This window comes from Proteiniclasticum sediminis (assembly GCF_018128025.1).
GTDB classification, from domain to species: domain Bacteria; phylum Bacillota; class Clostridia; order Clostridiales; family Clostridiaceae; genus Proteiniclasticum; species Proteiniclasticum sediminis.
In genome coordinates this window covers 12501-24404 of the sequence record NZ_JAGSCS010000006.1, presented here as the reverse complement: position 1 = coordinate 24404, position 11904 = coordinate 12501, and the positions used below count along the sequence as shown (strand labels likewise).

Annotated in this window: 12 protein-coding genes and 1 riboswitch (1 of these 13 cut by a window edge); of the genes, 7 read left to right on the top strand and 5 right to left on the bottom strand. The window is 43.4% G+C overall.

Features of this window, described 5'->3' with window-relative positions; translation table 11 throughout:
* Positions 1 to 30: 30 nt before the first annotated feature.
* From KCG48_RS06075 to KCG48_RS06065, 3 genes are all read left to right on the top strand, one after another.
* On the top strand, positions 31 to 3045 hold the full coding sequence (locus KCG48_RS06075) for a type I restriction endonuclease subunit R (RefSeq protein ID WP_211800579.1): 3015 nt from the start codon (positions 31 to 33) through the stop codon (positions 3043 to 3045).
* A 173-nt stretch (positions 3046 to 3218) separates the two neighbouring features.
* Positions 3219 to 3608 (top strand): DUF2513 domain-containing protein, encoded by a 390-nt coding sequence (locus KCG48_RS06070; RefSeq protein ID WP_211800577.1) that lies wholly within the window; start codon positions 3219 to 3221, stop codon positions 3606 to 3608.
* Between the two features lie 93 nt (positions 3609 to 3701).
* A complete protein-coding gene (locus KCG48_RS06065) occupies positions 3702 to 3839 on the top strand; it encodes a hypothetical protein (RefSeq protein WP_211800575.1) in 138 nt (45 codons plus the stop codon).
* 66 nt (positions 3840 to 3905) lie between these two features.
* Here the strand turns inward: KCG48_RS06065 and KCG48_RS06060 are convergent, their stop codons facing one another.
* Positions 3906 to 5015 carry an MGDG synthase family glycosyltransferase gene (locus KCG48_RS06060; RefSeq protein ID WP_211800573.1) on the bottom strand — a complete coding sequence of 370 codons (1110 nt, stop codon included), beginning with the start codon at positions 5013 to 5015 and terminating at the stop codon, positions 3906 to 3908.
* A gap of 102 nt (positions 5016 to 5117) precedes the next feature.
* A complete protein-coding gene (locus tag KCG48_RS06055; RefSeq protein ID WP_211800571.1) occupies positions 5118 to 6011 on the bottom strand; it encodes a helix-turn-helix transcriptional regulator in 894 nt (297 codons plus the stop codon).
* A 92-nt stretch (positions 6012 to 6103) separates the two neighbouring features.
* On the opposite strand from KCG48_RS06055, the gene KCG48_RS06050 reads away from it, so the two are divergent.
* Entirely contained in the window at positions 6104 to 7438 is a 1335-nt protein-coding gene (locus tag KCG48_RS06050; protein WP_211800570.1) for an MATE family efflux transporter, read from the top strand.
* A 124-nt stretch (positions 7439 to 7562) separates the two neighbouring features.
* Here the strand turns inward: KCG48_RS06050 and KCG48_RS06045 are convergent, their stop codons facing one another.
* From KCG48_RS06045 to KCG48_RS06035, 3 genes are all read right to left on the bottom strand, one after another.
* Positions 7563 to 7853, bottom strand: coding sequence for a hypothetical protein (locus KCG48_RS06045; RefSeq protein WP_211800569.1), 291 nt, complete (start codon positions 7851 to 7853; stop codon positions 7563 to 7565).
* A gap of 82 nt (positions 7854 to 7935) precedes the next feature.
* A riboswitch (SAM riboswitch) is annotated at positions 7936 to 8026 on the bottom strand.
* Between the two features lie 170 nt (positions 8027 to 8196).
* Positions 8197 to 8766 (bottom strand): NUDIX hydrolase, encoded by a 570-nt coding sequence (locus KCG48_RS06040; protein ID WP_331000382.1) that lies wholly within the window; start codon positions 8764 to 8766, stop codon positions 8197 to 8199.
* A 59-nt stretch (positions 8767 to 8825) separates the two neighbouring features.
* Positions 8826 to 9410, bottom strand: a complete 585-nt coding sequence (locus KCG48_RS06035) for a TetR/AcrR family transcriptional regulator (protein ID WP_211800567.1) — start codon at positions 9408 to 9410, stop codon at positions 8826 to 8828.
* Positions 9411 to 9438: 28 nt separating this feature from the next.
* On the opposite strand from KCG48_RS06035, the gene KCG48_RS15000 reads away from it, so the two are divergent.
* From KCG48_RS15000 to KCG48_RS06020, 3 genes are all read left to right on the top strand, one after another.
* On the top strand, positions 9439 to 10149 hold the full coding sequence (locus tag KCG48_RS15000) for a GyrI-like domain-containing protein (RefSeq protein ID WP_331000385.1): 711 nt from the start codon (positions 9439 to 9441) through the stop codon (positions 10147 to 10149).
* Positions 10150 to 10706: 557 nt separating this feature from the next.
* Positions 10707 to 11048 carry an HTH domain-containing protein gene (locus KCG48_RS06025; RefSeq protein ID WP_211800566.1) on the top strand — a complete coding sequence of 114 codons (342 nt, stop codon included), beginning with the start codon at positions 10707 to 10709 and terminating at the stop codon, positions 11046 to 11048.
* A gap of 551 nt (positions 11049 to 11599) precedes the next feature.
* Positions 11600 to 11904 carry the 5' portion of a type II toxin-antitoxin system PemK/MazF family toxin gene (locus KCG48_RS06020; protein WP_211800565.1) on the top strand. 310 nt of this gene lie beyond the right edge of the window, so the window shows 305 of its 615 coding nt (coding positions 1-305); its start codon is at positions 11600 to 11602; its stop codon lies off the right edge, out of view.

The window sequence follows — 11904 nt, the reverse complement described above, 5'->3', positions numbered from 1 at the left end:
AAGCTAATCAGTATAAAGGAGGTTAGCCGCATGCCATATACCGAAGCAAATTATGAAAATGCTGTTTTAGAGGTGTTTCGCGACACCTTGGGGTACAGCCATATTTACGCACCTGATTTTGCCCGTGATTATACGGACCCGCTACACAAAGAGGAGTTGCTTGCTGCGTTGCATCGGGTAAATCCCCAGCTACCAGAAGTCGCACTTTACGAGGTTGTATATAAGTTGCGCAATTTTGAGGGTGGCACGGTATTGCAGAAGAACATCCAATTCATGGATTACCTCCAAAACGGGGTCTCGGTAAGTTACTTTGATAGTGGTGAACAGCGATCTTCTCTCGTTTATCTAGTCGACTTTAAAAATGTTGAACGGAACACTTTTACCGTTGCCAATCAATGGACCATAATTGAGAATAGCGAAAAGCGCCCTGACGTTATCGTATTCCTTAATGGTCTCCCTGTTGTAGTGCTTGAGCTCAAGTCGCCCAGTCGTGAGGAAACGGATGCGAGTGAAGCATTCTTGCAACTTCGTAACTATATGCATGAGATACCATCGCTGTTTATATACAACGCCTTTCTAGTGATGAGTGATCTTGCCATCTCTAAAGCAGGAACTATCACGGCAGGTGAAGACCGCTTTATGGAATGGAAAACAAAAGACGGTAGCTATGAAAATACACAGTATGCTCAATTTGATACATTCCTTGAGGGAATATTTGAAAAGGAGCGACTGCTTGATATAATCAAGAATTTTATCTGTTTTTCCGGGGATGCTAAAATTCTTGGCGCGTACCATCAATATTTTGCTGTACGAAAAGCAGCCGCCTTTGCCATCAAAGCTACTGAGACGGACGGAAAGGGCGGTGTGTTTTGGCATACACAGGGCAGTGGTAAATCGCTATCCATGGTTTTCTATGCCCATCTTTTACAAGAAGTGCTAAACTCTCCCACGATCGTTGTTTTGACAGATCGAAACGATCTTGATGATCAGCTTTTTGGCCAATTCGCAAAATGTGCAGGGTTTCTCCGTCAAACACCTCAACAGGCCGAAAGCAGAACCCATTTGAAAGAATTGCTTGCTGGACGGCAGGCAAACGGCATTATCTTTACGACCGCACAGAAATTTGAGGAAAGCTCCGAGTTTTTATCTGACCGACGTAATGTCATCGTCATAGCGGACGAAGCGCATCGCAGTCAGTTTATCGACGAAAGGGTTGACAGTCAGACCGGGCGGATTCAGAAGTCCTTTGGCCTTATCATACGTGAAAGCCTACCTAATGCTACATACATAGGGTTTACAGGAACACCGATTTCCTCGAAAGATCGCTCCACCATTGAGGTTTTTGGAAACTATATAGACATTTATGATATGACCCAAGCTGTAGAAGACGGCGCAACACGTCCTGTGTATTACGAAAGCCGCGTGATCCACCTTAAGCTAGATGAGGATGTCTTGCACCGTATCGACGCTGAATACGATCTTGTAGCGGAAAGCGCAGAGCCTTACCTTGTAGAAAAGAGCAAGAAAGAACTAGGTCAGATGGAAAGCATTCTCGGTGCGGACCAGACGATAACAGCTCTTTCCGTAGACATTATCAAGCACTATGAAGAAAACCGCCAATACGAACTGACAGGCAAGGCCATGATTGTTGCATACTCTCGCGCCATCGGGATGAAAATTTACGATAAAACACTCCAGTTGCGCCCAGAATGGATAGAAAAAGTTGGCGTCGTCATGACGGATAGCAACAAAGATCCAGAAGAGTGGCGCAGTATCATTGGTAATAAACGTCGCCGTGATGAATTGGCCAAGAAATTCAAAGATGACAATGATCCAATGAAAATCGCTATTGTCGTAGACATGTGGCTAACGGGCTTTGATGTCCCTTCTCTTGCAACCATGTATGTCTATAAGCCTATGGCAGGACATAATTTGATGCAGGCCATAGCTCGAGTTAATCGGGTTTATAAGGATAAAGAAGGAGGGTTGGTAGTCGATTATGTAGGAATAGCCTCAGCGCTGAAACAAGCAATGAATGACTACACCAACCGTGACAAGAGTAACTACGGCGATACGGACATTGCTAAGACTGCTTTGCCAAAATTCGTAGAAAAACTGGAGGTTTGCCGCGATCTGTTTTTTGGATTCGACTTTTCCAATTTTATGGATGAAAAGGCCACAGACCTAACTCGTGCTAAATCCATCAGCGGCGGAGTGAACTTTATTTCGGGAGTGGATAAAGAAAAACAACGTGAATCGTTCATTAAAGAAGCAATGCTACTACGTCAGGCACTGTCTCTTTGTCGTTCGTTGCTGAAACCAGAACAACGCTATGAGGCAGCATTCTTCGAGGCAGTGCGTACTCTTCTGACCAGGTTGACCGGAGAAGGTAAGCCTTTATCACTGAAGGAAATTAACACTCGCATTAATGAACTTCTAAAGGCGAGCATTCAAAGTGAAGGTGTTATCAACTTATTTTCGGATATTGACACAGGGTTTTCTCTATTTGATCCTAAGTTCCTTGATGAAATCGCAAAGATGAAGGAACGCAATTTAGCCGTTGAAATTCTAAAAAAACTGCTTGCAGAGCAAGTCTCGCTATATCGTAGGACGAATCTTGTGAAATCTGAAAAGTTCTCAGATATGCTCTCTCGTGCAATGAAGGCGTACCTAAACGGTATGCTTTCCAATGAGGAAGTCATAACTGAACTGATGAAGATGGCAAAAGATATGGCAAACGCTCATGCACAAGGTGATGCAATGGGATTGAGCGCTGAGGAACTGGCGTTCTATGACGCCCTAACCCGACCGGAAGCAGTCAAAGATTTCTATGAGAATAAGGATCTCGTTGAACTTACCCACGAACTCACAGAAATGCTCCGCAAAAACCGTACCATAGACTGGCAGAAGAAAGAATCTGCCCGTGCAGGTATGAGGCGTATGGTCAAGAAACTTTTGAAGAAGTATAAATATCCGCCTGAAGGTCTTGAAGACGCAATCGCCACAGTTATCGGGCAGTGTGAGATGTGGACGGATAGTATCTAAATAATTTATATAACCCATATACGATTAAGTACAAGACCAAAATGCCTGAAACACAAGATTGGGAAGCAAGCATATTTGTTCTGGATCCCGATGAAGATCATAAATATTTTTGATTGAGTGGTAGACACCCATAATTTTGAACTTGATTACAATTAAGCATGTGAGAGGCTAAAATGAAACGAGATATGGACCTTGTTCGCCTGATATTACTGGAAATTGAAGATAAATATCGCTCAACAGCCATATACGATTTGGCTATTGATGGATATGATACCGAGATGGTTGCTTATCACTGTAAAATTCTATATGAAGCAGGTCTGATTTCGGACTATAAAGCACAATATGCTGACAACGAAATTTATGTGTTTGGTGTCGGTTCTCTAACATGGGATGGGAATGATTTCCTGGAAAAAATAAGGGACGATTCTCAGTGGAAGAAAGTCAAAGAAACAATTACCAAAAAAGGGTTACCATTGGTTGTAGACACAATTAAGTCGGTTGCAAATGCCCTTATTTCTGCAACAGTTGAAGGAATAACAAATTCGATAATGAAGGGAAATTAGTTAAAGAATAATGGCAAGCAATGCAAGTGTTTATACACTTGCAAAATATCCTTGGGGAAAACCCCAATCCCCTCAATAACCATTTTAACTACGATGAAAGGAAGAGTTTATCTTCATTATTTTGAAGACCAGGATCTCAACCTGATCTTCTACACATTGGGAAAATCAGATACCCTGCTGGATGATTTTGAAGAAGACATCCTGAAGGAAACAGAAATCATTTTCCCATGACGATCTTAAGAAAGAACTGGAGAAGAAAGTGCAGCCTGCACCTCTTCTCCAGTTCTTTTTATCTACTTATATGTTTTCCAGCAGCTCATCCAGTGTCCCGAAGAGGTCTTTCGTCGCATCGGGCTTCGCATAATACGCCTGAAGCTCTTTCATGTGCTTGAGCCTCACTTCATCCTGTATCAGATCCTCGATGAGAATATGAAGTTCCTCATCCTGGTCCAGCCTCACCCCAATGCCATGATTCAGAAGATAGGTTGCGTTTTCTTCCTCTTGGCCCGGGATCGGCTTAGTGATCACAAGTGGAAGGTTCTTGATGAGCGCTTCCGTCACCGTTAGTCCGCCCGGTTTTGTGACCAGAATGTCCGCTGCATCCATATAGAGGGAGATTTTATCTGTATACCCTAAGATGATCAGATCTTTCACGGCTTCCTCCACCAGCTTATCCAGTTCCTTCTTGAGCTTTCTGTTGCTGCCTGCTATGACGATGACCTGAAGGTCCAGCTTCGATTTCATCAGAGAACGGACAAGTTTTGTGAGGTTCCCCGCTCCGAAGCTGCCACCCATGACAAGAATCGTCTTCTTGTCTTTGATGTCCAGCATATATCTGGCCTTATATTTATCCAGTTTCACCTGCAGGTCGTGGCTGGTGGGAATGCCGCTGTCGCGTATTCTCTCTTCTGGAATCTCATCCTCCATGAGTTTCAGTTTCATGAAGTTACTGGAAACAAAGAACATGTCCACATCCTGATGAATCCAGCTGGCATGGTAGTCATAATCTGTCACCACAACACAGACCTTATAATCGAACCCGAATTTTTCCCGAACACGAATGATGCTGGTCACAGAGACGGGGTGCACGCATAGAATCACGTCCGGTTTCTGTTCCATGACCAGTTCTTTCAGTTTATTATGAAACGGCAGAAGGTTTCTCGAGATCTTTCCATCTGTGGAATTGTTCAGATCGTACTGCCATCCGTAGAATTCAGGAAAATTCTTCACATTGATTTCATAGGTCTTCTCCGCCACCTTCGAAAGAATCGGACCGATATATTCCAGAACATCGACGACTGTAACCTGATATTCTTCTCTGAATTCTTCCGCATATTTTCTGATGGCATTGGAAGTGGCATTATGTCCCCCTCCTATGGAGGCACTGAGAATCAATACTTTTTTCATGTTTACCATCCTTTGTCTTCATTGTATTTTGGGTATTTCGTTTATACCTCTATGATAGCACTCTTTCCTTAAATGCATTCAGATTTCCATGAACAGTTTCATTCAGAGAACATCCTTGTCTCCATGAAGCTGATACTGCTTCGGGGTGATGTCATACTGCTTCCTGAATGCCCGTATGAAATAGGAATAGTTCTCGAATCCGCACATGCCGGAAACTTCAAGACCTGAATGTTCTCCCGTCTCCAGAAGTCTTTTCGCCTTTTCCAGACGAATCAGATTCCTGTAGGAAACGAAACTGGACCCTGTATAGTTCCTGAAGAACTTGGTGAAATAGGAGATGCTGTATCCGCAGAAATCTGCAGCGTCCTTCAGCGTGATGTCCTCTGTGAGCGTTTCGTGAAGCCAGGATGTGAGCTCCTTCATCTTTCTGATCTGCTGGAGACTCACCGGTTTGCTCTCGCTCTCCTTGAGATGACCCCTCAGGTGGTAGAAAAGCTCCAGTAAGGTGCTTTTCACAAGAAACACCAGGCTTTCCTCCTGCTCTCTTCCCCGATAGGTCATGAATCTTTCTACAAGATCCTTGATTTCCTTCTCGGAAGGCAAATCCAGTGGAATTCTTGTGGTGAAGATCTTTTCTCCCCGAAGAAGCGGCGCCAGATAACGGACACTGAGCACATCCTTCTCCTCTTTCGCCATGATCATTCCAGGATGGAAAATCACATTGTAATACACCGCAGCGTGGTCCTCCACCTGATCGATGGCATGGATCATGCCGGGAGAGATGAGGATGAGATCCTGCGCTCGCGCAGTGAACTTTTCTCCATCGATGGTGATCCTGCATCTTCCTGACTCCACATAGATGATCTCCATCTCCTCATGCCAGTGCATCGGATAGGAGGAGAGTTTCTCCGGAATCTTGGAAAGATACACCGCAAAGGGCAGAGAGTCCGTGCCATGTTTTTTTGTTTCATAATAATCCAGTCCAATATGATTCATTTGTATCACTTTTTACCTCAATTCTGCAAGATTTCATCCCTATCAGGATTGTATAATATTCATTATATCAGAAAAAGGAAGTAGAATTCATCATGAGTGATCGTAAAAAACTGCTGAAACTCAGCTATCCCATTTATTTCGAAAGCCTGCTCTTTTCCATCATCGGGAGCATGGATACCCTGATGCTGTCAAAATACAGCGATGTGGCCGTAGGGGCCGTTGGCGTCGTGAACCAGTTCCTCTTTCTCATTCAGATTGCGGGAAACATCATCATAGCAGGGACCGGTATTCTTCTTGCCCAGTATATCGGGGCCGGAAAATCCAGAGGAGAGATCCAGAGACTCACCCTTTCAGCTCTTTTCATCAATCTCATCCTGGGCATCCTCTTCAGCGGTCTCATCGTGGTGCTCCATCCCACCATTTTATCCTTCCTGAACATTGATGGACAGATGCTCGCCTTCGCAAAAGACTATATGGTGATCATCGGAAGTTTCCTTTTCCTGCAGCTTATCTCCATCACCTTTTCCATGTTTCTTCGGGCTCATGGAAAGACCAGGACCACCTTCAAGGTCTCCTTTCTCATGAATCTCATCAATGTGCTTTTGAACTATGTGCTCATCTACGGAAAACTGGGACTGCCTTCCATGGGCGCTGCCGGCGCCGCCTGGGCCACAGTGATCAGCAAGGGCATCGGCCTTGTGATTCTGGGGTTCATCGTCTACAAGATGGCCTTTCACGGTTTTCCTGTGCACTACAGCAGAAAGGATTTCAGAGCGGTAGTCCCAAAAATTCTCCATTATGGTGCACCTGCGGCGGGAGAGCAGATCTCCTATACCCTGGCGAAGTTCATCATGATGATCTTCATCACAAAACTGGGAGAAGATGCCATCACCGCCTATTCCTACAGCAATACCCTGGCCAGTTTCGTCTATGTGTTCGCCGTGTCCCTGGGTCAGGGCACTTCCATCATGGTGGGATGGCATATGGGTGCGAAGGAGAAGGAAAAAGCCAATGGGCTCACCCTCTACTCCGCCAGAGTATCCTTCCTGGTGAGCATGACTTTCTGCACGGTGCTTGTACTTTTCAGAGTGCCTCTTCTCGGTATTCTCACAGACAACAAAGACATCATCGCTCTAGCCGGTACGGTGCTCCTCTATAACTTCATCGTGGAAGCGGGCAGAAGCCAGAATCTCATTTTCGTCAATGCCCTGAGAGCATCGGGAGATGTGCGCTTTCCTTTCTACATGTCTGTAATCTCCATGTGGAGCATTGGTGTCCTTCTCTCCTACGTCTTCACTTTTACGCTTTCCATGGGACTGCCCGGAATCTGGCTGGCCCTGGGTCTGGATGAGCTCTTTCGAAGCATCTTCATGAGACTTCGCTGGAGAAACAATTTCAGAATGCTCACCGCCATCGCCTCTTCCTGAGAAAAGCCTGCCTCATAGGATGACATCTTCGCGGATGCGCATCCCTTGAGACAGGCTTTTTTCAATTCTTCTTTTCTATTCTTCTTTCAGTCCGCTTCATCCTGTCTTCTTCCCTGAACACAGCTCATCCCTTCTTCACCAGCTCCTGCACCCAGTTCTCAAAGGAATGAACCGCAGTGCATCGGTGGATCTCCACAAATGCATAGTCTTTGATGATCACAGGTACATCATTTTCTGAAATGATGAAGAAGGCTTCTGCGCCGAAATACCTGTAGGGAGCGTCTTCGCCCCATTCCTTCTCGATGATGCGTTCCGTCATCCTTCTGGCGTAATCTTCCGGTGAAGCGCCCAATCGGTACAGGGCATCTGCATAGGAAGAGCCCCCATGCACTCGATTTTCTTTGTAATCGTACATTTCAATCCCTCCTTCATTTTCATTTTGCTTCTTCTCAAGTCAAGGCAACAAAAAAAGCCCTTGAAGGAGCTTGATTTCAATCTCCTCATTGATATTAGCTTTACCACCTTACAGCATCTGCAGGTTGGTGTGTGGTCACGGAGCTAATTCTCTACCATCACTCTTAATAAGAAACTTTATTGAATTGTACATACTTAACATAGCATATATTCATCGATATGTATACAGTATTTTTCTTCAGTCCTTTCTCAAAGTCAGAGCAACTTCCCCCTGCCATGCCCATGATTCCATAAAAAAGACTCCAGATCGGATGGGCCATCCGCTCTGGAATCTTTCTCTAATATTATTTCGCTCTTCTGATCAGATCATGATAGATGGGTGTGATCTCTGGCTCCTTTGCCAGAGCATCGATTTCCGAAACAGGCACCCATCTGATGCCGTTGGTCTCATCCTTGTTCTGAAGCAGGGTGTCTTCTTCCTTGGCTTCCAGAAGGAAGGCGGCATTCAGGTGCAGGTGCGCAGTGATGGGCTTTCCTCTTTTGTAGTGGGCCTTCACCGTCAGGATGTCGAGTTTGCGGATGAAGCCTTCCTCATTTTCCAGCACCTTGAAGCTTTTAAGACCGGTCTCTTCTTCCGCCTCTTTCAAAGCGACATTGAGCAGATCCTCCTCACCGTCGGTGTGTCCGCCCTGCCAGGTCCAGGTGTCATAAATCTTATGGTGGATCATCAGCATTTTCGTTCGTTCCTCGTTTATGATGACGCTAGATGCTGTCATATGGGCGATGGGATTTTCACGGGTCAGAAGGGTATCCCCATGCTGCTTTAAAAGAGAAAGCATATTCTCCTTCACCTGATGGTCCATCTCATCCTTGGGTCTGTAGGCTCTGATCAGCTCTCTATAATGTGTTTTCACTATTAACCTCACTTTACTCATTCACGCAGTTTCATTTTCTCACCTCAGGGTTATTGTCGCTACACGCCCTGACGGATGAGCTTTACAACTTTATCAATATAATCCATCCTCTGGTTTTCCTCACTGAGAAAAGCGGTTCCATTGAGCTCATTGAATTCCAGGGTAGGATAGATGATGGATGAGAGAAAAATGGTTTTTCGGATGCTGAATTCGTCCTCCACATCCTTCAGGTAACGCTTCATCACCCTGTTTAGTTTCTCTTCCATAAGCATGGTCTCTTCGACGATCTTCTGGGACATCTCATCCTGGTCTTTCGTTTCGAAGGCATCCTTGACCAGAGCGATGGCTCCAGGAAAACGCAGACTGTATTCCATGGACATGGCGGCATATCTTTTCAGCTTCTCCTCATCCTCCAGAGATTCATCCTCCAGCGGGACCACGGTGGAAAGGAGATTCTCCAAGTAGAACTGTTTCACCTGTTGGAGCATATTCTCCTTTGTGCCGAAGTAATAATTGATGGCACCGATGTTCACGTCCGCTTCCTTCACGATGGTTCTCACAGGTACGTGCACGCTTCCCTGCTTGCCGATGAGATAAAGAGTCCGGTCCAGTATTCTCTCTTCCACACTTTTCAGTTCTTTCATGATCCTCACCCCTTTCCTTTAGGTATCTATTATACTTCTTAATTATAGAGACCCATATATTAGGTTAAGAAGACTTTCAAAAGCAGCGATAGAGATTAGAGAGAGCACTACTCGAGTAATTGATATTGCTATGAAGTACGGCTATGAATCCTCAGATTCATTTACAAATGCATTTAAGAATTTTCATGAGGCAACACCGTCTGATGTAAGACGTGGAATGGCATATAAGGTCGTTTCTCCGATACATTTAGCCATCAGTGTCAGTGGTGGTAAACATATGGAGGTTAAAATTCAAAGACGTGATTGCATTAATCTTGTGGGCGTAAAGTTAGAAAATATAAATTCGATCTTATGTACGGATGCATGGGACCAGCTTTATTCTAGGTATGACCACGAAAAACTTGCATCTTTAGGTTCTGGACAAAGTTACGGTGTTTGCTTTGCCATGGAACATAGTAATAAGATTAATTATATGGCTGCTTATGATGTTAAGGATATTGACAAAGCAGATCGTTTGGGTTTGGATTCTTTACAGGTAGAACCAGCTGAATATGCAATATTGCAGCTAAAGGGACGTGTTCCCGAATCTATACAAGAAGGTTGGAAGTATGCTGTTGAAGTTTTTCTCCCTGAGGAAGGTTATAAGCATTCAGGAAAGCCAGACTTTGAAGTTTATTTGGAAGGTGACATGAATCGTGATGACTATGAGATGGAACTTTGGATACCGATTGAAAAATAGGCAAATAGATTTGTTAGTACTTGTATATTTTAAAGGTAAAAAGAAAATGGGGATTGTGGATGCTTTGAAATATTTAAAGATGGTTTAGTAGAATTGTTAGGTGAAAAATATAAATCATTAAATGATTTTAGATGGCATTAATAATTAAACAAAAAAACATTGTATTTATCAATCTTTGAGGTGGCTTGATAAAAGCCATCTCAGTTTATGTTATTATAAATAAAAAGAATAAACTTTTTATTTAGGAGGAGATTTATGAGAAAAAAAATATACCCCATAATAATACTGTTTTCATATCCAATTACACTAATTATATTGACGATATTAAGATTAATTACTAGAGGAAATATTGATTATAACACTATTCCAATCGTATTAATCACTATTTCTATCGTTATATACTCACTTATTAAGTACAAAGAGTAGTAAAAAAAGACATGCGTAGATTATTTTTAAAATGTACCCTATAGAGTAGACAACCGAAAAAAGGTATCTACTTTGTAGGGTATTTTGTTATACTCAGAGAAACATCAGAAAAGGATTCAGGAGGAGACCATATGAGCAATAAACTGTTTACGGTGGAAGAGATAGAAGATCTGTCCCAGAACCCACATGTCCAATCAGTCAGTTCCAAAGGTATCACCTATACCGATAATTTCAAAGAGATCTTCATCGCATCATATTCCAGCGGTATGCTTCCCAGGGAGATCTTCGAAACCCACGGATTTAGGGTGGAGGTCCTTAGCCTCAAGCGGATCCATGCCGCTCAATCACGCTGGACCAAGGCGTATCAAATCGATGGGATTATAGGACTTAAGGATAGTAGAAAGGGAAATTCCGGAAGGCCTATTACAAGAAATCTGACCCTGGAAGAGAAGAATGCTCGGCTTAAGGCCTAAATCGATATTGTTTAGAAGGAATCTATGGAAAGTATCGATATGTTTCCACAAACGATATCAAATTTTGGATACGTTCCCACATACGACCATTGATAAAAAAGGGGCTTGGACCAATGAACTTGATAGCTATCAATGCAACTCCAAGCATGTTGAGACGGTAGTATTGATAACAAGGGTGAAAGAGTAGGGGCTGGAGAGCCCAGTGTTTAAGCCGTTTGTGGATTTTTACCTTCGAAATCAGAGTGCGGGAAATGTGACTTTTTATACCTCGTGGGAACATATCGAAATAGGCTTAAACCCTTGCAAGTAGTCAATTTAGATAACAATGATTAGTGAGAAGTCGATTTAGATAACATGGGTTTGTTGTGGTCGATTTAGATGATTTATGTAAAAATGAAAGTCAATGGTCGAGCCAAACGAAATCATTGAAATAGAACATTTTTGCAGTAGGGCAGTAGGGCAGTAGGGCAGTAGGGCAGTAGGCAGATGAAGTTAGTATTGTCGAAAATAGACTATTGGTGTATACTTTAATTTTAAGAAGAGGTGATGATTTGCGTTTTAGTGATATTAAAGTTGGTTACATATATAATGTTGTTTTCGATCCTGTTAGAGGCTGTGAGTTCGATGGGAAACATCTGGCGCTGACGCTAAAAAAAAATAATGATAAAAAGACCTTTATTGTCATGCCATTAACATCTTCTCCAAGTGGTGCAGGTGTCAATAAAATCGAGCTTGGATCGATCAGTTCCTTACCTACATCTCTAAAGGGCAACCGAACATTTGCTGTTATTAACCAAATCAGGACAGTGAATGTTGACCGTTTCATCGCCTTGAAAGAAGGGAATAACGCTATTGA

What these genes read in the sequence shown, in the direction of transcription:
- KCG48_RS06025 (WP_211800566.1), top strand. Translation starts at nt 10,707, where the DNA reads ATGAGCAATAAACTGTTTACGGTGGAAGAGATAGAAGATCTGTCCCAG.
- KCG48_RS06045 (WP_211800569.1), bottom strand. Translation starts at nt 7,853, where the DNA reads ATGTACGATTACAAAGAAAATCGAGTGCATGGGGGCTCTTCCTATGCA.
- KCG48_RS06065 (WP_211800575.1), top strand. Translation starts at nt 3,702, where the DNA reads ATGAAAGGAAGAGTTTATCTTCATTATTTTGAAGACCAGGATCTCAAC.
- KCG48_RS06060 (WP_211800573.1), bottom strand. Translation starts at nt 5,015, where the DNA reads ATGAAAAAAGTATTGATTCTCAGTGCCTCCATAGGAGGGGGACATAAT.
- KCG48_RS06070 (WP_211800577.1), top strand. Translation starts at nt 3,219, where the DNA reads ATGAAACGAGATATGGACCTTGTTCGCCTGATATTACTGGAAATTGAA.
- KCG48_RS06035 (WP_211800567.1), bottom strand. Translation starts at nt 9,410, where the DNA reads ATGAAAGAACTGAAAAGTGTGGAAGAGAGAATACTGGACCGGACTCTT.
- KCG48_RS06075 (WP_211800579.1), top strand. Translation starts at nt 31, where the DNA reads ATGCCATATACCGAAGCAAATTATGAAAATGCTGTTTTAGAGGTGTTT.
- KCG48_RS06055 (WP_211800571.1), bottom strand. Translation starts at nt 6,011, where the DNA reads ATGAATCATATTGGACTGGATTATTATGAAACAAAAAAACATGGCACG.
- KCG48_RS06050 (WP_211800570.1), top strand. Translation starts at nt 6,104, where the DNA reads ATGAGTGATCGTAAAAAACTGCTGAAACTCAGCTATCCCATTTATTTC.